The organism is Vibrio sp. 2130-1 (assembly GCF_033339515.1).
In genome coordinates, this window is the sequence record NZ_JAWOUT010000011.1 from 155,098 (window position 1) to 179,696 (window position 24,599).

Here is a 24,599-nt window from a genome sequence, read left to right on the forward strand (position 1 = left end):
CGTTATGATTAATCTTCAAATAAGTAACAGCGGACAAAGTGGTTGTCGGACAGTTGAGTGACGCCCGGTAGTCGTTCGCGACATTTGTCGGTAGCGTGTACACAACGCCCAGCAAATGGACAGCCGACAGATTCTGGTGTCCAAAGTGGGATTTCCCCTTTGTTGCCTTTCAGTTTCTCGTGAATAGACTTCGATGGATCTGGAACCGCAGATACCAACAGTTGTGTATATGGGTGTTGAGGGTCGTGAATGATTTCTTCAGTATCGCCCCATTCAACCATGTGACCTACGTACATGACCGCAAGATCTTCAGCAATGTAACGCGCTGTTGCGATGTCGTGAGTGATGTAGAGCAGAGACATTTGTTTCTCGAACTTCATCTCTTCCATCAAGTTCAAAACGCCAGCGCGGATCGATACATCGAGCATGGATGTTGGCTCATCCGCCAAGACTACTTCAGCTCCAACCGCGATGTTACGAGCCAGGTTGACACGCTGACGCTGACCGCCAGATAGCTGGTGCGGGAACTTTTGCGCCGTTTCTTTTGGTGGAATAAGACCAACTTGTTCAAGTAGGTCGTACACACGCTCTTCCAGTTCTTTCTTGTTGCCCGGTGCTACTTTCTTATGAATCAGCAGCGGGCGCGCAATATGGTGGAAGATATTGTGCGTTGGGTTTAGCGAGCCAAACGGGTCTTGCCACACCATTTGTACACCTTCACGGTAGGCCATTAAATCGTGACGAGAGGTGATGTCTTGGATATCACGACCTTTGTATTCAATGATGCCATCGGTTGGTGCGTACATTTTTGCAATCATTTTTGCAGTAGTAGACTTACCTGAACCAGATTCACCTACCACTGACAAGCCGCGGCTCTTGTACATTTTGAAAGAGACGTCGTTGATTGCGCGCATCTTAGATTGTTTGATTGAGTTACTGTTTAAAGGGAAGTCCTTAACGACATTTTTACCCTCAATCAGCAGTTCGCCGAATTGTTTGCTCATAATTCTCTCCAGTGTAATTTTTGTTCTTAGCTAGCGTTTTTTTTGTTGTTAAACCTTAGCTTGAGCAATGGTGTCGCCGTACAAATGGCAATTTGAGAGGCGACCTGGTTCAATTTGACGTAATTGGGTTGGTACACGTGTACATGCTTCATGTACGCGATCGCAACGAGCTTGGAAGCGGCAGCCCCGTGGTACTTCTAGCAAGTTCAACGGGTTACCTGGAATGCCAGTCAATTTGGTCTTTGGTCCAGTTAGTGGAGGGAAAGAGCTACCCAAACCTTTGGTGTAAGGGTGGTAAGGACTTTCCAGAATTTGCTTAGAAGGCGCGACTTCAATCAACTCACCTGAGTACATGATGCCGATACGATCCGAGAACTCGACCATCAATGACAAGTCATGTGTGATGAACAGAATTGAGAAACCAAACTCTTCTTTAAGCGCGTAAATTTTTTGTAGAATTTCACGTTGAACCACTACATCCAATGCGGTAGTCGGTTCGTCCATGATGATCATTTTTGGGTTCAGAGCCAAAGCGATTGCGATTACTAGACGTTGACGCATACCACCAGAGAACTGGTGCGGGTAATCACTCAATCGGCTAGGGTGGATATCAACGATTTCCAGCAGACCTTCAGCACGTGTTTTTGCTTGAGCGCGAGTCATATTGGTATGACGCATGATGACGTCACAGAACTGCTCTTCCATGGTTAGAACAGGGTTCAAAGCGTTCATCGCACTCTGGAATACCATCGACATTTCACTCCAGCGGAACGCTTGCATGCGATCATCGCTGTACTGAAGGATATCTTCACCGTTGAAGATCACCTCACCACCTGTGATAAACGCTGGCGGCTTATGAAGGCGCATTAGTGAGAAGGCAACAGTGGATTTGCCACAGCCAGATTCACCAGCCAGACCGAATACTTCACCTGGTGCAATGTCGAAGCTCACGTTGTTACAGGCGCGGACATCGCCCGCGTCTGTGATGTAGTCTACGCATAGGTTACGGATGGAAATTAGTGGTGCAGTCATGATTATTTATCTCCGCTCCATAGTGCATTTTGTGGTGCCAGTTCAGGCTCACGCTCTTTCTTGTCTTTTGCTGCTAGTTTTTTCCAGCGTTTCATGCCTTTGTGAGAACGAAGTTGAGGGTTCGCAATTTCGTCAACGGCAAAGTTCAACAGAGCAAGACCAGTAACCAGTAGTGTTAGGGCAATACAAGGTGCTAGTACTTCCCACCATGCGCCAATCAGCATGGCTGATGAGGTTTGCACGTTGTAAAGCATGATGCCCCAACTGATCGTGTTGGCATCACCCAAACCTAGGAACGAAATGACCGCTTCAGTGTTGATCGCGAGCATTACTGAGCCAATGAAGCTCGCACCGACAATTGGGATAAGGTTTGGTAAAATCTCAACGAAGATGATGCGGAATGAAGACTCTCCCAATACTTCGGCAGCTTTAACGAACTCTTTCTCGCGTAGTGCCATAGTTTGAGAGCGGACAACACGTGCACCCCATGCCCAAGAAGTACCAGCGATAATCAAGGCAATGGTGAGTGGGCCTGCTTCACCGATAAAGGCCGCCAACACGAATAGCAATGGATACTGCGGAATTACTAACATGATGTTCATCGCGGCACTCAATACGTCATCCACTTTGCCGCCGAAGTAACCTGCCGATATACCAATGACTGTTGCTAAGAAGCACACGATGATGCCAGCGCCAAAGCCTACACCCAGTGATACTCGTGCACCGTAAGCCACTTGCGACCAGATATCGCGACCCATTCGGCTAGTACCTAATACGTGGTCGGCCTTTTTAGACATAATCAGCGTACGACGATCGTCTGCTAGGTTTTTAGCGACCCAACCATCAGGATTGTTTTGTGCCTGTTTTACAACAAAGCTTGGGTATTCGTGTGGGTTACCGGTTCGCTTGTCTGGCGCATGCTTTGTAAGTAAAGGAGCGGCAATCGCAACGAACACGAACAGCGTAACAATGCCAAGACCAATGCGAGCAAATGCGTTACCTAAAATAAGTTTGAATAGTTCTTTCATGATTATTTGCCTCCCGTACGTAGGCGAGGGTCTAGAATCATGTACAGCATGTCAGCCATTAAGTTGAAGCACAGCATGAACATCGTCATGATAATTAACTGACCTTGAAGTACTTGGTAGTCACGAGCGTGAATTGCGTTCAATAGAACAGTACCTAGGCCTGGGTAGTTGAAAATCATCTCGATGATTAATTGACCTCCAATGGCCATACCTAAAGACATAGACAGTGCGGTAACACTTGGAAGTAGTGCGTTACGTGCGGCGTAATTAAAGACGACGCGGTTTTCACTCAGCCCTTTACCTTTAGCCATCGTGATGTAGTCTTCGGCGAGAAGGTTGATCATGTTGTTACGCATGTTAACTAGGAAGCCACCAATTTGAACGATGGTTGCACAGAATAGAGGTAGTACAGCGTGGTAACCCACGTTCTTGATGAACTCCCAGCTTGTCCAATCAGGAATAGTACCTGGCGTGTAAGCATAGCCAGATGGGAACCATTTCAGGCCAATCGCAAAGGTAAACAGCGCTAACATTGCGATAACCATTTGTGGAATAGCTTGAATGATCAATGTGCCAGGCGTTACGAATGCATCGTACTTACTACCGCGCTTCCAGGCGGCAAAAATACCAAGGACAGAAGCGATGGAGAAAGAAAGTACAACCGCAGTACCAGCTAGAAATAGTGACCAGCCAAATGCACTACCTAGTAAAGAATTAACTGAAAGTGGGTAGAACTGGATTGAGGTGCCCAATTCCCAACTTAGAATGTTTTTAATGTACGAGAAGTACTGAATGTAAATTGGCCCATCAACGAAACCGAGCAGTTCTTTCATTGCTGCGATTCGTTCTGGAGTCACCTGTACTGAAGCATTAGCAAACATCATGGTAACTGGGTCACCAGGCATTGCTCGCGGAATAATAAAGTTTAACGTCGCTGCAACTAAGAGCGCGACAAGATAGAACGACAAACGTCTTAAAAAATAACCCATAACTCACACCTTACTCACCCAGATTTTTTCCCTGTTTCTGGTTTCAGGTCACTCCTAGCGAAATTTAGAGCGAAAAATCCCCTGACGACGAGCGCCACATATTGGTTTCGTTAACAAGGGATTTTTATAGGCGGCACACGGGATGTATGCCGCTTGAAATGAACTTCTACTTATTTAACTGGTTTTAGGTCCAGTACGTGAAGTAGACGCTCTGGGATACCTGCCCAAATGTTTGGACGGCCCTTAGGGTTTTCTTCGTTCCACCAACCAGTGAAGCGAGTTGTGTTGTATTGGTACATGTACGCGCCAGATAGCACAGGAATAGTTACTTGGTCCTGAGCAATGATCTTCTGAATGCCATGAGCGATCTCTAGCTGTTCTTGCTTATCTGCTGTCTTGTAGAAGCTGTTAAGAAGACCGTCTAGCTTATCGTTCTTGTAGAAGTGCATTGCAAAGCGAGGCATGCCGTCACCAGCTTGTAGCTTCGAGTTGTAGCCACTATCCCAGTACAAGTGTGGATCTGCACCGTGGAAGTAGTTGGTGTAAGCAACGTCGTAAGTACCTTCTAGCATAGCTTGGTTGTATACCGAGAAGTCCGGTGTACGAGCACGAGCTTTAATGCCCACTTCTGCTAGTTGCTCAACGGCTAGCTGTACCGTGTTGTTGAAGTCAGTCCAACCGTTTGGTGATTGAATTAGAAGCTCGAAAGACTTGCCAGATGGTGTATCCACAAAGCCATCTTTGTTTACATCTTTGAAGCCAGCTTTAGCTAGAAGCTTTTTCGCACCTTCCGCGTTGTATGTGTTGTAGCCTTTGTACTTGTTGTGCGTCTCTTCATCAGACCAAGCTTCGAATGCGTAGCCAAGACCAGATGCGAAGTCGTTCACTGTACCGCCGCCGTAGAAAGCGATATCAATGATAGTTTGACGGTCTAGCGCCATAGAGAACGCACGACGGAAGTCAACGTTAGTTAGTGCTTCGTTTTTCGCAGCGTCTGGGTTTTTGAAGTTCACTACAAATGCTTGAGTACCCGCTGGTGGGTACCAGTAGTGGTGATTCGGACTTGCTGCAGCGTACGTACGGTCGATGTCTGGTACGAATGAAGACGTCCAGTCCATTTCGCCGTTAACGATTTTGCCCAAGAATTGGTCGTTGTTCGCGATTTGTGGCACACGCAGACAATCTACATCTAGGTTGTCAGCATCCCAATAATTCGGGTTCTCACACTGGATATATAGCTGCGGTGTGAAAGTGTCGATTTCAGTAAATGGACCACTGCCTACTGGATTTTCGTTTGTGAATGTTGCTGGATCTTTTACTTTGCTCCATACGTGCTTAGGTACGACTGGTACTTTCGCAATTTCGTAAGGAACGTTTGAGTTTGCTTCGCTTAGACGGAATTTAACTTGGTAGTCGTTAACTTTTTCTACGCCAGTCACCCAAGAGTTGATACCAGATTGGTCTAGCTCTGGCTTCTCTTTAACTAGGTTGAAAGAGTAAACAACATCATCAGCGGTAAACGCTTTGCCATCAGACCATTTTACGCCCTTACGGATATCGAAGGTTACGCTCATCAGGTCATCAGCCATGGTAAAGTTTTCTGCTAGACGAAATACAGGCGTGTTACCGTGCATTTCGTTAAAAACAACGAGCGGCTCGTAAATAAAGTCGGTTGTTGTGTGCAGGTTAGTTGCACCCAAGAAAGGGTTAAAGTTACGAACGAAAGTTGTAAACTCTTTAGGGTGGATAGTCAGTTCACTGCGTTCAGCCGCAGTAGCTACCGATGCAAAACCTGTAGTAGCCGTTGCAATAATTGCTGTTGCTAGTGCTGTTTTTTTAATATTGGCAAGCATAGCTGTTCCTTACTATTTGCTTTCATTTCACTAAATGGAATTGAATGTCATCAATTGATAAACACTCTCTAAGACCTACCTCTTGTACATGCCTTACTCATTACAACATTGAGTTTCGCCAAGAGTGGCCTGTAGGCCTTAGGCAGGAGTAAGAAAACACCTTATCCATAAAATAATCAAACTTGATTCCCGTTAAAAACGTTAAAATCTCTGAGCTCTCCGTTATAAACGTTATTTTGGCTAATTTTAACCAGTAGAGGGACAAAAAATAAACGTTGATATGCGTCGCAGTTTATATCCTTGTTAATAATGAGTGTTGGTGATTACTAACCTGGTGATCCTTTTAAAATATACGTTTCTTGCTTGGTTTCTAGGTTCGGAGATCTCGCTCACATGCAGAAATGGTGTTAATTAATCAGCTAAAAATTAATCTGCCGTTCTATTGTGATTAAGTTCGCAATCTCTATCAATAGTTCGTCAAAATCCGCTTGTTATCTGAAAAATGGCCTTTTTTATCGACAGTTTTCTTCCGTTTGTCGTCCTTTTTTTATTGTATGAATGAAGTTTTTTGGTTGCTCGAACTTACCTAATTAAGGCCAGTTAAATGGATAAGATCGTACGTTTTGAAGACCAACAATAGATAGCGATGTCTAACCGAATGTTCGTTATTGGAAATATGTTAATGGGGTAGGAAGAGGCGGTCTCTTTTATCTCTAGGAAGGGAATACTCGAATAACAAAAAAGCCCAGCATGCACGCTGGGCTAGTTTTTTTGATAAATATTAGCTGGTCAATAGTCGCTGTAGTTTATCTCGTTGTGCTTCTATGTATGCTCTCTCGGGGCTCTGTTCTTTGCAGTGTTCGAGAATGAACTCTATCGAGCTTAGCACCGTTCTCCAACGTGGTGTTTTGGGTAATGTTTCTATACGCATGTATTTATCTAAAGTGCGTGTTTGCAAAGTACTACGGTCTAGATAAACGCGCCACAAGCCACTTTGCTCTGCAAATGCGAACTTACTTTCACCCGTTACAGATTCCCAATACTCTAAAGCATGTGTCATTGCGTCTACTAGAACTTCTCGCATAAGTTCTTGCTTGTCTTTTTTATTACCGAGCGCTTTGTCTGCAAGGCGCGTAAATTCTCCGCCAAGCTCTTTTAGCTTTTGCAATTGGTCTTTGTCACCATCAAATGCATAACTTGAAAGCACTTCTACGGCGGTTTCTAGATTATGTATGCGAGCGGCACTGGCTCCACCGCCGACATTAAAGATGTACATGATATCTAACCCAGAACCTTCAGGGAGCTTAAGAATGTCTGCTTCGATGTTCTGACGAATATCTTCAATATAGATATCAATCTTGCCACAGTAATGAGGTTGTTTGACGGTCAGATATTTAGGGGCAATCAGCTCATCAGCAGATGAGCGCTTTAGCTGTTCTAAGCTGCGCTTGAATAGCTTACAAGCAGCTTCGTTAGCAAAGCGAATACGCTTGTCTTCACGTAGACAGATGATAGCTTCAGGAGCCGATTCTAGCTGTTCCAACAAACGACCTTGAGTCTCAAGTAAGCTTGCTTCAACGACTGCACGCTGTCTAAGTTCAGACTCTAGCACTTTGTTTTCCATATGGCGCATTTCTGCTTTACTTGCCGTTAAATGCGCTTGGATACGTGCCGCCAACTCTTGTTTATTAAATGGTTTCGATAAATAGTCGTTGGCTCCTGCCTCAAAACCTCTTACACGATCTTCTGTTTGACTGAGTGCGGTGAGCATAATGATTGGCAACTCGGCATGATCATAGGTTTCACGTAGTTCACTACAAACTTGGTAGCCACTCATGCCTGGCATCATGATATCCAATAACAGAAGTTCCGGCTTCTCTTGCTCGACGAGCGCTAACGTTTCTGGCCCATCGGAGACGGTACGCACACGATAGCCCTCTAAACGTAAAAAGCTTTCAAGCACGCGTAAGTTTACTGGTTCATCGTCAGCAACATACAGTAACGGGCCGTCTGGGTTCTCTGGAAGTGATAAGTCTTCACTGTTCTCTACATTAACTTCAGGGATTTGGAAGTGTCCGTGCGCAGCTAGAGTCTGGGTTGCTTGGATTTCTTCTTCACTGGCGAGCGGTAAAGTGAAACTGAAGGTAGTTCCGACCATTGGTTGGCTACTGACGTATAACGAGCCTCCCATTAATTCGATCAATTGACGGCTAATGGAGAGCCCAAGCCCTGCACCTTGACGATAACGGCTCGCGTCTTGCCCTGCTTGGATAAGTGGTTCAAAAATATGTTCAAGTTGTTCTGCGGGAATTCCTTGTCCAGTATCCACGACTTGTACGCGTACATGATCATCTACCACATTAGCGGAGATAACAATTTTACCTTCTGAGGTGTATTTAATCGCATTGCCAATCAGGTTATATAGCACTTGTTCAAGGCGTTGCGGGTCAGCTGACACTGCTTTTAAATCCGCAGGGACTTGGTTGATGATGCGGATGGTTTTACTTCCAAGTAAATGGCTAGAAAGCTCTAAAACCAATCGTGTTGCACTGCCCAAACTCACTGCTGATTTCTGGATATCCATGCTTCCATAACGCATTTTATGATAATCCAACAAGTCATCGACTAGATTAGCGAGACGCTGACCACTTTTAATGATGATATCAAGCTGATATTTCTGGCTAGCGGGGATCGCGCCATTGGCGCCGGACGCTAAGGTTTCAGCAATCCCGACCATGCCGTGTAACGGTGTACGAAGTTCATGAGAAGTCGTGGCTAAGAACTCATCTTTTAATTTATCGGCCAATTGCAGTTCTTCATTCTGTTTCTGAATGATCTGTATGTTGCTTTCTAGTTCTTCATTTTGCTTCTTAATGGTTTGAATCTTCTCTCGAATAGAGCGTTGCATTCGTTCAAAGCTTAACGCAAGCCGACCAATTTCATCTTTACGAACCGTATTAAAAGACGTGTCATCAAGATCCCCTGCAGAGACCTTTTCGGCAACCCAAGTCAATTTCAGCAACGGAGAAGTGATAAAGTTTGATAAATAGTGAGAAGCGATCACCACAAGGATAATGGCGATCAACATAGCGATAACGAATAGTTTTTCGAGTTGATGGATACGAGCGAAAGCTTCGTTTTCTGGTAACTGTACTACGAGCGCCCAAATCACACCACGAGTTTCAATCGGTGCATAAGCCGCGATGATTTCTTCACCTAAGCCGTTCGTGTAAGTGCCGACACCAAACGCACCAGAGAGTGCTTTATCGATCACTTCTAAACTGTTCTTAATGTCGTCTTGTTTCGTGTTAATTGTGCGAGGTTGGTGATCATTTCCAACCAGCAGGGTGTTAATGGATGACTCTCGATTAGCGTCTGCGGCTAACTTAGTGATGCCATTATTTGGCAAGCGGAACATGGCATAGCTGTGTAGATAACCTTGCTGAACAATTGGTGCACCTAGCCAAGCGACTGATTTACCCCCTTCCAGCTCGAAGTCAGACACAATCACAGGAGTGTAGTCTTCGTTTACTTTTCGACGTTCAGTCACATCATCGGCGAGACGCTTGAAAGTTTTGCCAAGTGCCGAGTCTTTGTAGGGGCCTGATAACAAGTTCGTTCCGTAGTTATCGTCTTTGTTGATCGAGTAGGTGACGTTACCATTGATGTCGACCAGCAAAATGTCATTAAAATCAGAGCGCTTGAGGAGCTCCAAGTAGGCCCAATGATAGCGTTTATGTAAAAGTCGGTAACGTTCACTTCCTACATAGTTGGATGACTCGGGTAACGTTGAGGTTTTGATTTGGTCTCCGCTGCCCTCGATGTAGCGCTGTTGGGCGTTTTTACGAGACTCTTCAATATCATTGCCTAAACGACTAAAAGCATTGACGAGACCGTAGAATCGGCCACCACTGGCGTAAGCCAACTCTGAGCGCACAAAGCCCATGACTTCGGTTTCTCGTGCCTCAAAGTAGTCGATGATTTGCTGCTGTTTTGTATCTCGAACAGACAGTAAGTGCGAGGTGCTTTGTTCTTGCAGATCTTTACTGTGGGACTGCAAGAAAAAGATCGCAGTAATGGTAAGAGGTGTGATACTGAGCACCAGAAATGCGGTCATCAGTGTACTCTGAAGGCGCTTAAATTTCTGTTTTTTGTAGAATTTAAACATGGATAAGATTACAACTCATAATGGGCAGTTCTAAAACATACTTCGCTGCCGAGGTTCTCGTTAAAAACGGATAAGATGTTCAACTAGATAGAATTAACAAAATTAACGAGTTTTTTTTCTTTGACAAGAAAGTTAGTTGTAAAGCGTGCAGGGTGACGCAGTTTTTCTTATGAGTGTTGAATTTATGAGAAAAAATCGCGCAGGTTTGTGTCTGCGCGGGGGGAAGTTATGATTTTTTCGCGTAGTAGATAGAAAATTTATTGGTCTTATTTAGCGTCTCGCAATTATTAAACGCCCGCTCGATAATTGGTGGGTATTTTAAGAAGCTATTCGCGACAATCACCATTTCGCCGTCTTTGGTTAGGTATTGTGGCGCCTGACCCAACAAGGTTTCCGCTGCGTTGTAATTTGTGTCTAGACCACTGTGGAATGGCGGGTTGCTGACGATAAAGCGGTAGTCTTTTGCGGTATCCGAGTATATATCTGATGCAAATACGCGTCCGGATAAACCATTCGCTTCTAATGTGGCTTGGCTAGAAGTGATCGCATAAGCATTAATGTCACACATCTCAATCGCGATCTCTGGATTCGCTTTCGCCATAAACGCACCGAGTACACCTGCACCACAACCAAAGTCGAGCACTTTGCCCGACAGCTTAGGTAAGGTTTCAAGCAGCAATCGGCTACCTAAGTCGAACTCGCCATGGCTGAATACGCCAGGTAGGCTCTTAACCGCTAGCGACTGCTCACCGAGTGTAACAGTGTAAGACTTAAACCAATCTGCTTGGTTGAAAGGTTTTGGTTCATTGAGGCAATTACCCCAGTAAAATGAGCAGCGACGAGCAGAGTCGTACTTGTTCACAGGGCCGTATTCTTGGAACATCTTCTCGATGCTCTTGATGCCGGAGCGGTTTTCACCAACGATGACGATTTCGGTGTTAATGCCCAGTTTCGCCATCAACATCGCCAGCAAGTATTCTGCTTCAGCTTTTGCTTTTGGCCAGTATAAAAGGACCATGTCTGCTTTTGTTTCAACATCAAACACAGAGCCAAAATGACTTTTCACTTTGTCAGAGGTTTGAATTTGGCGGTAGTAGCTATAGTTGGAAGTAAACACTTCAACAGACTCACAATGAGCCACTAACTCAAGAGGAAATAGGTCTTCAACTTCACCAGCGACTAAAACGTGTTTTCCGTTGAAGTATTCAAGTTGGCGCTGAGCTATTTGGCTAGGAGCGATATAAGCAGACATAAATTTGGTTCATCAGAAATAATTTGGGGCAGATTTTCGCACAATCTGCCCCAAGCTTGAAGTGATTAAGCGGTGACTAGCTGTTGTCTTGTTGGTTAAGGAAGTCTTTGAATTCTTCCTCGTAGATATGAAACAGTACCATGGTCACGGCAAAAATAAGTGGGCCGTAGATAAGACCAATCAAACCAAACAGATGCAGACCACCCAGTAATGAGAAGAAAATCATAAGGGTATTCATGCCGGCGCTGCCTTGCATTAGCAACGGGCGCAATAGGTTATCTATAGAGCCAACGACAACTACACTCCACACCGTCAAGAAGATAGCCCAAGTCATATCGCCTGTTAAGAACAAGTACGCTGCTGCAGGAATCCAGATTAGCGCGGTTCCTACCACTGGAATAAATGATGCAAAGCCCATCATCGTTCCCCAAAATAACCCAGGGAAGCCTGCTAGCCACATACCGATACCGCCAGCCAGACCTTGAGCAATCGCTGTCATGAATGAGCCCATTACGGCTGATTTAGAAACTTGCTCTATCTCTGTCAATATGCGGTCTTCTTGGCTACGTGAGAGTGGCAGGATATGACGAATCGCAGAGATAATTTTGTCGTGGTCACGAAGCAGAAAAAACAGCACAAACAGCATTAGGAAGAAGTTCATAAGGAAGTTGGTTGCGTCTCCTAAAATCTTTGCGCTGATAGCAACTAAGTTAGAGCCAAACGATGTGGCAAATTGACCAATTTTCTCAGCAATGGCTTTGGGCTCGATTTTATCAAAAGGTAAGTACTCATTAACAATCGCTAAGCCTTTGATAACGAAAGGATGTTGGAATATATCTTGGATACCACCATTGGTAACCCAATTATATGTATTTTGTGAGAAAACAGAGCCTTGCTGAACAATGGCGGCAAACACAAATAAAAGCGGGATAACAATAATAAACGTCAAGACGACACATGACAGCAGTGCCGCCATATTGGGGTGCTTGGGAATTTTCTGCTCAAACCATTCGTGTATCGGAAACATGAGCAAAGAAATGATAAAAGCCATCACAATGGAATTGATATATGGCTCAACCAATAAGTAGCAAGCAAAAGCAGCGGCGAGTAAAGCAACCATTAGTACTCGGTGACTCGACGTTATTTTTACATTATTTGGCATGGTATTAGTCCAACTTACAGGTGACGTTTACGGTTTATGCCTTCAATGATGGCGTGTAACCTTTATTACTTTGCACTCTTAACTCTTTCAAGCTTATGACAATGCCGAATTAGAGCAGGGCGATGTACCTTGCTATAATGACTACAAATCAGTCGGTTATCAATCAAGAGATGAGCTATGGGTTGTTGCAACGGTGATAAAAAGTGTCAAACCGAGAAAAAAGCTAAGCGAATACCGTGGTTTGGCATTGTCGTTGGGGTATTAGCGATATTGGTTATTTTGAATTGGCAATAAAAAAGGACCGTTACGGTCCTTTTCTAAATGCGTTATCGCCGTTTTTAGCGATTATTTCGCTTCTTCTGCAAGAACAGCAAAACAGCGGTCAGCAGCTTCTAGTGTGGCATCAATCTCTTTTGAACCATGAGCGAGTGAAGTAAAGCTCGCTTCAAACGCAGATGGCGCAAGGTAGACACCGTGTTTTAGCATTAAGTGGAAGAAACGCTTGAAGCGTTCTACATCGCACTTCGTTACGTCTTCGTAGCAAGTTACTTTTTCTTGGTCAGTGAAGAAGAAGCCGAACATACCGCCCACTTGGTTAACAACTAGCGGAATACCGTGTTTTTCTGCTAGAGACTTAAAGCCTTCAGCAAGTTGTTTCGTTTTAGAAGCTAGGCGCTTTTCGTTGCCTTCTTCTTTTAGAAGGTTCAAACATGCGTAGCCTGCTGCCATTGCGACAGGGTTACCGGAAAGGGTACCAGCTTGGTAAACTGGGCCTGTAGGTGCAACGTATTGCATCACTTCTTTACGGCCACCGAAAGCACCTACTGGCATACCGCCACCAATCACTTTACCCAGTGTCGTTAGGTCGGGTTTGATGTTGTAGTGTGCTTGCGCGCCGCCTAGAGCAACACGGAAGCCTGTCATTACTTCATCAAAAATTAGTAGCGCGCCTTCTTGATCACAGATTTCACGTAGCCCTTCGTGGAAGCCTTCCACTGGTGGAATACAGTTCATGTTGCCTGCTACTGGCTCAACGATGATACAAGCAATTTCGCCTTTGTTAGCAGCAAATAGCTCGCGTACAGAATCTAGGTCGTTGAATGTTGCTGTTAGCGTGTGCTTAGCAAAATCTGCAGGAACGCCAGGAGAGCTTGGTTGGCCTAGAGTTAGTGCTCCAGAACCTGCTTTTACTAGCAAGCTGTCAGCGTGGCCGTGGTAACAACCTTCAAATTTCATGATCTTGTCGCGACCGGTGAAGCCACGTGCAAGGCGAATCGCGCTCATAGTAGCTTCAGTACCAGAACTTACCATGCGGATTTGCTCCATTGATGGAACAAGCTCAGAAACTAATTCTGCCATCGCGATTTCAAGCTCTGTTGGCGCACCGAAGCTAAGACCGCGTTGCGCTGCATCAATTACTGCTTCGCGGATAACCGCGTGGTTGTGGCCAAGAATCATTGGACCCCAAGAGCCAACGTAATCAATATACGCTTTACCATCGGCATCAAAAATCAGTGGACCGTCTGCTCGTTCGATAAATAGCGGAGAGCCGCCAACGCCGTTGAATGCACGAACTGGTGAATTGACACCGCCAGGGATGGTTTGCTGAGCTTTTTGATACAGCTCTGATGATTTGGTCATGGGGTTATCCTCTTTTGATTGCTCGGACCAAGTGGAGCGCATTGTACCTAGCTATAATCAAGTTAGAAACGTTTTGCTTAATTTATGTGTTGTTTCGCAGTGTAATCTTATATATCCGCATCTGTTATAAAGAATCGGCGGCGAATACTTGAACGAGTTTGTCAGGTATTGGATAATCGTCTCAATTAGCACAAATTTGACGTCTTGCTTCAGGCTTGACGCATTACACGAGTGAGAGAGGTCTTCGTGAGCGAAGTAAACGTACCATTATCTTTTTCTGACGCAGCAGCATCTCGCGTTAAAGCATTGATTGCTGAAGAAGAAAACCCAGCATTGAAACTGCGCGTATACATTACTGGCGGCGGCTGCAGCGGCTTCCAATACGGCTTTACTTTTGATGAAAATGTAAACGAAGGCGATACGACAATCGTAAACAGTGGTGTAACACTGGTTGTAGACCCTATGAGTCTGCAATATCTCGTTGGCGGTATTGTTGACTACACAGAAGGGTTGGAAGGAGCGCGCTTCTTCGTAAATAACCCCAATGCAACGACAACATGTGGTTGTGGTGCATCGTTCAGTGTGTAATTAACACCTAACAGGCAGCTAATGGCTGCCTGTGCTTTATGTAGAAGGATGTCACGTAAAGCGCACGCTCGCAGATATGCAGAGAAATAATAAAAAGGACTTTATATGTCTGGACTTTCTTTTGGACGCCGAATTGTCGAGCGCCCTTGGCTAGTATCTCTTATCCTCGTCTTACTTCTTGTTGCATGGCTAACCATCGGCCAACTCAAAGCACAAGATGATCATCCTAACTCTTCAACATCCACGAACACGACACCACTTGCAAAGGTGATGTTTGATACTTTTCTTGCCGAACCTACCAGTAAAACCATTGAATTGTATGGACGAACAGCGCCCAATCGTCAAGCGCGTCTTGGCGCCGAAGTTGCCGGTAAAATAGTCAGTCTTAACATAAAGAAAGGCCAAGCGGTCAAACAGGGACAAGTGATCGCAAACATCGATAAGCGCGACCTTGGCATTCAACTTAAACGGGCCCAGGCGATGCTGTTGGTTAAAGAGAAAGAGTTTAATGCAGCTAAATCGCTAAAAAGTCGTGGACTGCAAGGTGAGGTTGCATTTGCGACAGCGCAAGCAGCGTTGGTAGATGCACGTGCGAATTTGAGTAACGTGCAAACGGCTTTAAGAAATACTGAGGTTAAAGCGCCATTTGATGGCATCGTAGATCACCACTTTGTTGAGTTAGGTGATTTTGTCGGGATTGGCGATCCTATTGCAACGGTCATTGATTTGGATACTTTAGTGATTGAAGCCGATGTCAGTGAACGGCATATACAATACCTTAAGGAAGGCCTAGAAGCCGACGTAAGAACCATTAACCAACAGCATCATCAAGGTCGTGTGCGCTACATTGGACGTGTTTCTTCTGCTTCTACTAATACATTTCCAATTGAAATCGAAATTGATAATCAAGACGCAAGAATTCCTGCCGGTATGAGCGCAGAAGTACAGCTGCCGTTGAGTGAAGTGTTGGCGGTAAAGATTACGGCTGCAATGCTAGCACTCGATGAAGAAGGTAATTTAGGTGTTAAAACACTGCGTAATGAGCATGTTGAGTTTGTTCCAATTCAACTCGTTAAGGCCGAGGATGATGGTGTGTGGCTCTCTGGGTTAGGAGAGCGTGTAGACATTATCGTGCTGGGACAAGGTTTTGTGCGAGATGGTGATCAAGTACTGGCCAATAAAGTTGATGACGTAGTTATTGAAGCGGCTAATGAGCAGTAAGGAGCACCTATGTACACTCTGATTGATGCTGCGTTATCTCGCGCTCGCACTATGCTGACATTGTTGGTGATGATATTAATTGCTGGTGTCATTACTTACGTCACAATCCCCAAGGAATCGAGCCCTGATATTACCATTCCGATTATTTATGTTTCTGTTGGACATCAAGGCATTTCTCCTGTCGATGCCGAGCGTTTATTGGTTCGCCCAATAGAGCAAGAGCTGCGTTCAATTGAAGGCGTAAAAGAGATGACCTCTGTGGCATCAGAAGGTCATGCTTCGGTGACGCTGGAATTTAGTGTCGGAGTGGATCTTGATAAAGCGATGGCAGATGTGCGTGATGCGGTTGATCTTGCGAAGCCAAAGTTACCAGAGGACAGTGATGAGCCGACGGTAAACGAAGTCACGTTTGCATCTGAAGAGCCTGTTTTGACCGTTGTGCTCTATGGCACCGTACCAGAGCGAACCATTGTTCAGATTGCCAGAACGTTACGTGATCGTTTGGAAAGTTTCCGTCAGGTTCTTGAGGTTGAAATCGCAGGAGATCGCGAAGACATCGTGGAGATAGTTGTCGATCCGCTATTGATGGAAAGCTACGGTCTCGATCAAGCGGACATCTATAATTTAATTGCCTTGAATAACCGAGTTGTGGCTGCGGGGTTTGTCGATACTGGGTATGGACGCTTTTCGGTAAAAGTCCCATCGGTTTTTGATTCACTGAAAGATGTGCTTGAACTACCGATCAAGGTGAATGGCAAAGAGGTGATCACTTTTGGCGATGTGGCGACAGTACGACGTGCATTTCGCGATCCTGAAAGTTTTGCTCGTTTAGATGGCGAATCTGCCATCGTTTTGGACGTAAAAAAACGGGCAGGGGAAAACATCATTGAAACGGTTGAGCTGGTAAAAGAAGTACTGGCTCTGGGACAGAAGCGCGCCGAGTGGCCCGACAATTTGCAAGTTAAATATACTTGGGATCAATCCGACGATGTCAAATTGATGCTCAGTGATCTACAAAACAATATCTTATCCGCAATTATCCTCGTAGTTATCGTCATTATTGCCATATTGGGGGTTAGGACCGCGCTTCTCGTGGGGATTTCTATTCCAGGATCGTTCTTGACTGGGTTGTTGGTGTTATCAGTATTTGGGCTGACGGTCAATATCGTCGTACTGTTTGCTTTAATTATGGCGGTAGGCATGTTGGTGGATGGTGCCATTGTGGTGACAGAGTTTGCAGATCGGCGCATGCAAGAAGGAACGCCACGTAAAGAAGCCTATCGAGATGCAGCAAAGCGAATGGCCTGGCCTATTACCGCATCCACAGCAACCACATTGGCTGCGTTTGCTCCGTTACTTTTCTGGCCAGACATTACTGGTGAGTTCATGAAGTACTTACCACTTACTTTAATTGCTACCTTGGCCGCTTCACTGATGATGGCTTTACTGTTCGTTCCTGTCATCGGTGGGATCATTGGCAAGCCTCAAGTAGTCAATCAGAAAGCTCAGCGAGAAATGGTGGAGCTGCATAACGGCAACTTTGAAAAAGCGACAGGCATTACCAAGCTTTATTACCAGACTCTGTCGGTAGCGATTCGTCATCCATGGAAGGTCTTACTCAGCGCGATACTGCTAGCGGCAGGTGTCGGCTTCACTTACAACAAAGCTGGCTTGGGTGCAGAGTTTTTCCCTGAAGTGGACCCTGCCTTTTTTACCGTTAAAGTTCGTTCTTATGGTGACCTGTCTATTCACGAAAAAGATGTTGTTATGCGCGAAATCGAGAAGGTGATGCTCGGTCATGACGAGTTTGAAAGTGTCTACACGCGCACAGGATCGAGCGATAATGGGGATGAGATTGGCCAGATTCAAATAACGCCTGTGGATTGGCAATATCGACGTAAAGTGAAAACCATTATTGAGGAACTAAAAGAGACGACAGACCGCTTTTATGGTGTTGAACTTGAGTATAAATTCCCGGACGCAGGACCGCCTGTCGAGCATGATCTCGTGATTGAAGTGTCATCACGAAATTTGAGTGTTAGTGCGTTAGATGAAGCAGCCAAAAAAGTACGACATTGGGCTGATGGTAATCCTGCACTGACCAACTTGAGTGATACCACTAATAAGGAAGGGATTGATTGGCAAATTGATATCCAGCGAGATGACGCCTCTCGCTTTGCAGCGGATGCTACTTTAGTCGGGAATACCGTCCAGTTTGTTACGAACGGCTTGAAAATAGGCGATTATTTGCCCGATGATGCGGATGAAGAAGTCGATATTTTGGTGCGCTATCCGCAAGATAAGCGCGACATAGGTCGATTTGATCAACTGAGAGTGAAAACGGCAGCTGGTCTGGTACCGATTACGAATTTTGCTCAAATCAAACCAGATCATAAGCAAGACACTATTCGTCGGGTCGACGGTCATCGAGTTATCAATATTAAAGCGGATATGGTGGAAGGTTACAATTTGGCGCTTGAGTTACCTAAGATTGCCGCTGGAATGGAACAGCTCGACTTACCGGAAGGTATTGAATATAAGATTCGGGGTCAAAATGAAGAGCAGGAAAACTCATCAGCATTCTTGCAAAATGCTTTTATTGTCGCGCTTGGTGTCATGGCTTTGATTTTAATTACGCAGTTTAATAGCTTTTATCAAGCTTTCTTAATCCTTAGTGCAGTGCTGTTTTCTACCGTTGGTGTCTTCGCTGGGTTACTTATTTTCCAAAAGCCATTTGGCATCATTATGTCGGGAATTGGAGTGATTGCGTTGGCTGGTATCGTGGTAAACAATAATATTGTTTTAATCGATACTTATAATCAGATGCGTAAACGTGGTTTAGAAAAATCTGAGGCTATTTTGCGTACGGGTGTGCAGCGTTTAAGACCCGTTTTACTTACTACGGTGACCACCATATTAGGCTTATTGCCAATGGTGTTAGAAATGAACATCGACTTAGTTAATCAGAAAGTGGAGTTTGGCGCACCAAGCACTCAATGGTGGTCTCAGCTTGCGACCGCTGTCGCGGGTGGTTTGGCGTTTGCGACTTTGCTAACGTTAGTTCTGACACCGTGTTTGCTTATGCTCGGGAGAGAGCATCACTCCGAACAGTAAGCTTTATCGTGATGATATCGACAAAACAAAAAGGCAGCTTCGCTGCCCTTTTCAATACTTGGCTTACTTCATTGCTAGCAGTTTGCTGTAGCGTTCAAGCTTGTCCATGCTAATTTTCGCGTTTGCCATGAAAGTTTGTCTCGCTTTGCCTGTCAGGGATTTAGATTGTGGCAAATTCACCGTGCGCGGGTTTTTATGGACACCATTCACAAGGAACTCATAGTGCAGGTGAGGGCCAGTTACACGGCCAGTTCCGCCAAGCGTACCAATGGTTTGGCCTTGCTTAACGCGTTGACCAGCTCGTACAGTACGTTTGGTTAAGTGCAGGTACTTGGTAATGTAAGTATTACTATGTTTAATGAAAACGTAGTTACCATTAAATTTGTTGTAAGACGATTTTTGAACGACACCATCACCAGCCGCCCAAATCGGGGTGCCCACTGGTGCTGCATAGTCCGTGCCTCTATGAGGACGAACGCGTCCCGTCACTGGATGTAAGCGGCGTGGGTTGAAATTAGACGAAACTCGACGGAAATCCAACGGCGCGCGTAAGAATGCTTTTTTCATTGCACGCCCATTTTCGTCGTAATACTTGCCACTTTTCTGATCCAATATTGCGGTAAAGGTATCTCCTTGGTTTTTAAAGATCGCAGCAATGATTTTTCCACGGCCGATTACTTCACCTTCTACCACTTCCTCTTGGTAAAGTACTCGGAAGCTGTCGTTTTTACGAATATCTAAAGCAAAGTCGATGTCCCAACCAAATATGCCAGCCAGTTCCATGATTTGGTTACCATTTAATCCAGAAGATATTCCTGCATTCCAAAAGTTTGATTTGATGGTGGCTTCAGCGTAGTTGTACTGGAAGTCGACTTCTTTTTTATCAACTTCAGAAACGTACTTGCCGTCTTTTAATGTGATACGAAAAGTCTCGAACGCGCTTAGTGTTCTTCTTAGCTGCACCAAGTCGTTATTTTCGTCAAAACCAAATTGCAATCGGTCACCAGGTCGAAGCCGAGTTAACTGTTTTTCCACTTCTTTGTCTGATGACACCAGTTCATGTAATAGACGAGCAGAAAGCCCTACGCGATTAAATAAGATGGCAGCACTCTCGCCATTTTTTACCTTGTATGTCTCCCAGCGCAGCACGGCAGGAACCGCAGGCGATGAACTATTTAGTGCACTGAGTTCGAGGGAAACTGGCACAGGATAATGTTGACCAACTTTTAATCGGCTCTGCTGCGGGTCTAGGTCTTGCGGATCAGGTAAAAAGAAGAGCGCGAAGATAATCAGCGCACTAAAAAAACCGATCAATACTTTGTGCAAGAGTGGAAGTCGGACAAAAATCGAATGCATGAGGTACTTGATTGCTAAATTAAACGGAAAAAGTGACAACTACCTAGTCTAACGTGTTTCAAAATGCATCGCTATTCAAGTAATATGTTCAGCTATTATATTTTTGCCAAATCTGTGGGAGTGAACAAGAATGGCGAGCATTGAAGCTGCACTAGCCGAGATTAAGCGCGGTGTTGAAGAGCTGATTCCAGAAGAAGAGCTAATCGCAAAACTAAAAGAAGACCGTCCTCTACGTATTAAATTGGGCGCTGATCCAACAGCACCTGACATTCACCTAGGCCATACGGTTATTTTCAATAAGCTTCGCTTGTTCCAAGAACTAGGTCATGAAGTGACGTTCCTAATCGGTGACTTCACTGCAATGGTTGGTGACCCAACAGGTAAAAACACAACTCGTCCACCGCTAAGTCGCGAAGACGTATTGCGTAACGCTGAAACGTACAAAGAGCAAGTGTTCAAAATTCTCGATCCTGCAAAGACTAAAATTCAGTTTAACTCTGAGTGGCTGTCTGAACTGGGCGCAGAAGGTATGATTCGCCTTGCGGCAAACCAAACCGTTGCTCGTATGCTAGAGCGTGACGACTTTAAAAAGCGTTACGCGGGTGGTCAGCCAATTGCTATTCATGAGTTCATGTACCCACTTCTACAAGGCTGGGACTCAGTAGCAATGGAAACGGATGTTGAATTAGGTGGTACAGACCAGAAGTTCAACCTTCTAATGGGTCGTGAACTGCAAAAGTCTCACGGTCAAAAACCTCAGGTTGTACTGATGATGCCGCTTCTAGTGGGCCTTGATGGCGAGAAGAAGATGTCTAAGTCAGCAAACAACTACATCGGTATCAGCGAAGCGCCAAGCGAAATGTTTGGTAAAATCATGTCTATTTCTGATGACCTAATGTGGAGCTACTACGAGCTGCTCTCTTTCCGTCCTCTGGAAGAGATTGCTCAATTCAAAGCTGATGTAGAAGCGGGCAAAAACCCTCGTGACATCAAAGTATTGCTAGCAAAAGAAATTATTGCTCGTTTCCACAGTGAAGCCGATGCCGATGCAGCAGAGCAAGAATTCGTAAACCGTTTTGCGAAGAACCAAATTCCTGATGAAATGCCAGAGTTTGACTTTGACGCAGGTCGCCCAGTGAGTAATCTGTTGAAAGAAGCAGGCTTATGTCCATCATCGTCAGATGCGATGCGCATGGTTAAGCAGGGCGCTGTGAAGATTGATGGTGAAAAAATTGCGGACAGCAAATTTGCTCCAGAAGCGGGTACTTACGTGTTCCAAGTAGGCAAACGTAAATTTGCTCGTATTACTATTCAGTAATTCATAATGACTGCAAATGAAAGCGTCCGAAGGGCGCTTTTTTTGTATGAAAATTTAGCAAAAACGGCAAAGTAAAACTTCCATACCTGATGAACTTTGTTACTATACTTGCGCTGCCAATAATGGCAGCGCTATCGGAGATTTACATGAACAATACCGACCATCCTCCCAGTCGTTGGGTGAGTAAGATTAAGGGAGCGAAATAACCCGCTTCGGTATTGGCGATCTCCGCCTTACCTAAGTGGTGAGGCATCTTTTCTAATTTTCTTCTCGTTATTTCCTTCATACATTCTGAATAGACAGTGCATTCGCATTGGTTTTCTCTGTGCATCTTAATTGTTGTCTGACTTTTAGCGTGCAAGAGTGGCTTTTCATGCTTTGTCGATGGTCGTTACCAATGCCAATCGGGAGATTCGCCATGACGGTAATGAACAACACTTTTATTGAAACAACACCAAACTTTTCTGAAGTAGAAATTGGTGCAGCTCGCAATGCATTCTTGCAGTACGAGCAAGAGCAACAAGTCCATTTGCTTACGGTTATGCCGATTGATGAGGCTGTAGGTATTTTACAGCATTGCTCTGTCGGCTATGTGAATAGTCTTATTGCTCAACTTGAGCAAGCAGGTCATGACAAACGCGCACGTCATTATGCTCACCAACTGGGTCTGCATATGTCTGAAGTTGATACACCCGATGGTTATTTATCAACTAGTGTTTTAGGGCATGTAAAACAGCGTATTGGATGGATCATTGCGCTGGCTCTTTTAGGGATAGTGTCAGGCTTGATCATCGCTCAGTATGAGGACACCCTTAGTCAGCTTGTTTTACTTGCAGTGTACATGCCAGTGATTGCAGCTGCTGGTGGTAACACAGGAACACAAGCAGCAACTTTGGTGATTCGTGCTCTTGCTACTGGAGAGTTAAAAAAACGCCAATGGTTAGAAGTTTTGTGGAAAGAGAGCCGAGTCGCTCTATTTATTGCGCTAGCGATCGCTATCGTGATGATTGGACGCATTATGTTATTTAGTGCAGGACAATCAACAGGAGGCTTTGAACTGACCGATATCGCACTGGCAATAGCAGTTGCGCTGTTCATTCAAGTCACCATTTCTACAACATTGGGCGGGCTGTTGCCAATTATTGCACGAGCTTGCAAGTTGGACCCAGCCGTATTGGTGAGTCCAGTTCTTGCGTCTATCGTCGATATTTCAGGAATGTGGATTTACTTTAACGTGGTGAACTATTTCTTAGGTATTGCCTGACTAAAGTTCACAATGTCATTGTAAAAAAGCTGCTCAAAATGTGTAATCGGGGCGATGACAGGTGTGTTGTCGTCCCGTTTTTCTGGGAAGTAGTCTGAAACAAACTGAACAAAAATGGTGTTAGGTTGACCATTTTTATCCAAGCCATATCCAGCCATATTGTAAGTCCCGTAGATAGAGCCACTTTTCGCTATCAGCTGTCCTTTAATTGGAAGTTTTCGCATACTTTGTCGGTACTTTAATGTGCCGGATTCACCTGATTTCGGCATGATGGCAATCAATTTGAGTTCGTTTTCATGCTTCCAAATATAGCGCAGCATTTCAGCCATCTTGGTCGCGGAGATACGGTTATTTCGCGAAAGTCCTGAGCCGTCTTCTAGGCGCGCATTACGAATATCAATACCAGTGTTGGCGAAAATGATCTGCTTGATCGCTTCTGTCCCGTTAGTAAAACTGCCTGGCTGAACGAAAAATTTAGCACCAAGTGTTTTGGTTAATGTGTCGGCAATCAAGTTGTCAGAGTTTTTGAGCATATCTTCGAGAATGTCTGGTAAGGTTTTTGATTGATGCATTGCGATGAGCTTTCGCTGCTTTTCTGGCGCCGTACCGACCCTAATCTTTCCCGATACCCCAATGTTGAGCTCCTTGAGCAAAGCCGCCAACCTTTGACTGGTGTAACGCTCAGGGTCTTGAACCGCAAATTTCAGTGGCAATGGTTTGTCTCTTTCAACCAAGCACCCTGTTAGCTTGTAGTTGTTATCGGGATTTGCAACTAAACCTAAGTCACAATGACGACTTTTCTTAATGGTTTTAGAAACTGTTTCTACGGTACTTGTGACACGAATAGGTTGATGCTCTGGTACGTAGACCCGCGTTCCACCATCTTTTTGTGTATAGATAGAGGCTTGTACACAGTTGTTATTGAGTGTGATGGTCGATGCCGGAGCGCTGTAGCAAACTCCCAAGATATCCCACGGCCAGCCCACCGCACGGTTATAACCAGTGAATGCGCTGTTATCGAGCCATAGGTCACCGTTAATCCGTTTTAAGCCATTTTTCTTAGCTAGAGTGAGAAGTGATTTTAAGTCGTTGGTTTGGAGTGTTGGGTCGCCGACAAAGTAAATCACTGCATCTGAGTTCGACGTTTCCAGCTTGGTTCGAAACCGGAAATTATCACCCAGTTCTAGCTTTGCGGCTAATGCGGTGACGATTTTTAATGTACTCGCTGGTGGGAACAGTTGTTCGGTAGGATGAACACCGTCAAGCTCAGCATTTTCACTGAGTTTTTCCGCAACTAAACTGATGCGGGCGCCTTCAGGCAACACCTCTTGATGAGGGTACGCTTGTGAAAAAGCAGAAAGTAATGAAGAGAATATGAGCAAGGGCCAACGTAAACGCATAATGATACTTTCTAAGGTGAGTTATGTGATTGAGTATACGCAAGTCCTTTCAATATGCTAGGTAACTAAAGAAATGCTTCAAATGTCTTCATGAATGAGACACGAGAGAAAGGCGCGCTGCTTAAAATGAAGTGTAAATTACCACCTTCTAAAGAAGGTGGCTTTGTGTGAGCCCCCTAAAAGGGGGCCTTTGTTTAGTCCAGCGCCAA

16 protein-coding genes are annotated in these 24,599 nt (G+C 45.0%); 5 read left to right on the top strand and 11 right to left on the bottom strand.

Translation table 11 applies throughout. The annotated features are described in order from the left end of the window. Positions 1-8: 8 nt before the first annotated feature. The 9 genes from R7Q09_RS17160 to hemL all read right to left on the bottom strand — a co-directional run bounded on the left by R7Q09_RS17160 (position 9) and on the right by hemL (position 14,129). Positions 9-1,004, bottom strand: coding sequence for an ABC transporter ATP-binding protein (locus R7Q09_RS17160; RefSeq protein ID WP_318071128.1), 996 nt, complete (start codon positions 1,002-1,004; stop codon positions 9-11). Between the two features lie 48 nt (positions 1,005-1,052). Further along, positions 1,053-2,036 (bottom strand): ABC transporter ATP-binding protein, encoded by a 984-nt coding sequence (locus R7Q09_RS17165; protein ID WP_005380040.1) that lies wholly within the window; start codon positions 2,034-2,036, stop codon positions 1,053-1,055. A 2-nt stretch (positions 2,037-2,038) separates the two neighbouring features. Next, positions 2,039-3,064 carry an ABC transporter permease gene (locus tag R7Q09_RS17170; RefSeq protein ID WP_025768199.1) on the bottom strand — a complete coding sequence of 342 codons (1,026 nt, stop codon included), beginning with the start codon at positions 3,062-3,064 and terminating at the stop codon, positions 2,039-2,041. 2 nt (positions 3,065-3,066) lie between these two features. After that, complete coding sequence (locus R7Q09_RS17175) at positions 3,067-4,053, bottom strand: ABC transporter permease (protein ID WP_005380038.1); 987 nt, start codon at positions 4,051-4,053, stop codon at positions 3,067-3,069. A 170-nt stretch (positions 4,054-4,223) separates the two neighbouring features. Continuing rightward, complete coding sequence (locus tag R7Q09_RS17180) at positions 4,224-5,906, bottom strand: ABC transporter substrate-binding protein (protein ID WP_005380037.1); 1,683 nt, start codon at positions 5,904-5,906, stop codon at positions 4,224-4,226. A gap of 781 nt (positions 5,907-6,687) precedes the next feature. Further along, positions 6,688-10,074, bottom strand: coding sequence for a response regulator (locus R7Q09_RS17185; RefSeq protein ID WP_005380036.1), 3,387 nt, complete (start codon positions 10,072-10,074; stop codon positions 6,688-6,690). A gap of 226 nt (positions 10,075-10,300) precedes the next feature. Further along, complete coding sequence (gene rsmC / locus R7Q09_RS17190; protein ID WP_017820412.1) at positions 10,301-11,326, bottom strand: 16S rRNA (guanine(1207)-N(2))-methyltransferase RsmC; 1,026 nt, start codon at positions 11,324-11,326, stop codon at positions 10,301-10,303. Positions 11,327-11,402: 76 nt separating this feature from the next. Further along, on the bottom strand, positions 11,403-12,488 hold the full coding sequence (locus R7Q09_RS17195; RefSeq protein ID WP_318071129.1) for an AI-2E family transporter: 1,086 nt from the start codon (positions 12,486-12,488) through the stop codon (positions 11,403-11,405). A gap of 345 nt (positions 12,489-12,833) precedes the next feature. Continuing rightward, positions 12,834-14,129 (bottom strand): glutamate-1-semialdehyde 2,1-aminomutase, encoded by a 1,296-nt coding sequence (hemL, locus tag R7Q09_RS17200; RefSeq protein ID WP_005380032.1) that lies wholly within the window; start codon positions 14,127-14,129, stop codon positions 12,834-12,836. 246 nt (positions 14,130-14,375) lie between these two features. Between hemL and erpA the strand changes: the two genes are divergently transcribed. From erpA to vmeK, 3 genes are all read left to right on the top strand, one after another. Further along, positions 14,376-14,717: an iron-sulfur cluster insertion protein ErpA gene (gene erpA / locus R7Q09_RS17205; protein WP_005380031.1), complete on the top strand. Its 342-nt coding sequence runs from the start codon at positions 14,376-14,378 to the stop codon at positions 14,715-14,717. Positions 14,718-14,822: 105 nt separating this feature from the next. Further along, entirely contained in the window at positions 14,823-15,938 is a 1,116-nt protein-coding gene (locus R7Q09_RS17210) for an efflux RND transporter periplasmic adaptor subunit (protein ID WP_005380030.1), read from the top strand. 9 nt (positions 15,939-15,947) lie between these two features. Then, positions 15,948-19,052, top strand: a complete 3,105-nt coding sequence (gene vmeK / locus R7Q09_RS17215; protein WP_017820415.1) for a multidrug efflux RND transporter permease subunit VmeK — start codon at positions 15,948-15,950, stop codon at positions 19,050-19,052. A gap of 63 nt (positions 19,053-19,115) precedes the next feature. Here the strand turns inward: vmeK and R7Q09_RS17220 are convergent, their stop codons facing one another. Then, positions 19,116-20,408 (bottom strand): peptidoglycan DD-metalloendopeptidase family protein, encoded by a 1,293-nt coding sequence (locus R7Q09_RS17220; protein ID WP_053306755.1) that lies wholly within the window; start codon positions 20,406-20,408, stop codon positions 19,116-19,118. A gap of 130 nt (positions 20,409-20,538) precedes the next feature. Between R7Q09_RS17220 and tyrS the strand changes: the two genes are divergently transcribed. Both tyrS and R7Q09_RS17230 read left to right on the top strand, forming a co-directional pair. Further along, a complete protein-coding gene (tyrS, locus tag R7Q09_RS17225; RefSeq protein WP_017820416.1) occupies positions 20,539-21,726 on the top strand; it encodes a tyrosine--tRNA ligase in 1,188 nt (395 codons plus the stop codon). A gap of 418 nt (positions 21,727-22,144) precedes the next feature. Next, a complete protein-coding gene (locus R7Q09_RS17230) occupies positions 22,145-22,990 on the top strand; it encodes a magnesium transporter (protein WP_005380062.1) in 846 nt (281 codons plus the stop codon). Here R7Q09_RS17230 and dacB read toward each other — a convergent pair. After that, a complete protein-coding gene (gene dacB, locus R7Q09_RS17235; RefSeq protein WP_238970092.1) occupies positions 22,969-24,390 on the bottom strand; it encodes a serine-type D-Ala-D-Ala carboxypeptidase in 1,422 nt (473 codons plus the stop codon). The genes R7Q09_RS17230 and dacB overlap by 22 nt on opposite strands. Positions 24,391-24,599 lie beyond the last annotated feature (209 nt).

Bases quoted from the DNA above. Each gene is read 5' to 3' on its own strand.
- R7Q09_RS17160 (WP_318071128.1), bottom strand. From the start codon at position 1,004: ATGAGCAAACAATTCGGCGAACTGCTGATTGAGGGTAAAAATGTCGTT.
- R7Q09_RS17165 (WP_005380040.1), bottom strand. From the start codon at position 2,036: ATGACTGCACCACTAATTTCCATCCGTAACCTATGCGTAGACTACATC.
- R7Q09_RS17170 (WP_025768199.1), bottom strand. From the start codon at position 3,064: ATGAAAGAACTATTCAAACTTATTTTAGGTAACGCATTTGCTCGCATT.
- R7Q09_RS17175 (WP_005380038.1), bottom strand. From the start codon at position 4,053: ATGGGTTATTTTTTAAGACGTTTGTCGTTCTATCTTGTCGCGCTCTTA.
- R7Q09_RS17180 (WP_005380037.1), bottom strand. From the start codon at position 5,906: ATGCTTGCCAATATTAAAAAAACAGCACTAGCAACAGCAATTATTGCA.
- R7Q09_RS17185 (WP_005380036.1), bottom strand. From the start codon at position 10,074: ATGTTTAAATTCTACAAAAAACAGAAATTTAAGCGCCTTCAGAGTACA.
- rsmC (WP_017820412.1), bottom strand. From the start codon at position 11,326: ATGTCTGCTTATATCGCTCCTAGCCAAATAGCTCAGCGCCAACTTGAA.
- R7Q09_RS17195 (WP_318071129.1), bottom strand. From the start codon at position 12,488: ATGCCAAATAATGTAAAAATAACGTCGAGTCACCGAGTACTAATGGTT.
- hemL (WP_005380032.1), bottom strand. From the start codon at position 14,129: ATGACCAAATCATCAGAGCTGTATCAAAAAGCTCAGCAAACCATCCCT.
- R7Q09_RS17210 (WP_005380030.1), top strand. From the start codon at position 14,823: ATGTCTGGACTTTCTTTTGGACGCCGAATTGTCGAGCGCCCTTGGCTA.
- vmeK (WP_017820415.1), top strand. From the start codon at position 15,948: ATGTACACTCTGATTGATGCTGCGTTATCTCGCGCTCGCACTATGCTG.
- R7Q09_RS17220 (WP_053306755.1), bottom strand. From the start codon at position 20,408: ATGCATTCGATTTTTGTCCGACTTCCACTCTTGCACAAAGTATTGATC.
- tyrS (WP_017820416.1), top strand. From the start codon at position 20,539: ATGGCGAGCATTGAAGCTGCACTAGCCGAGATTAAGCGCGGTGTTGAA.
- R7Q09_RS17230 (WP_005380062.1), top strand. From the start codon at position 22,145: ATGACGGTAATGAACAACACTTTTATTGAAACAACACCAAACTTTTCT.
- dacB (WP_238970092.1), bottom strand. From the start codon at position 24,390: ATGCGTTTACGTTGGCCCTTGCTCATATTCTCTTCATTACTTTCTGCT.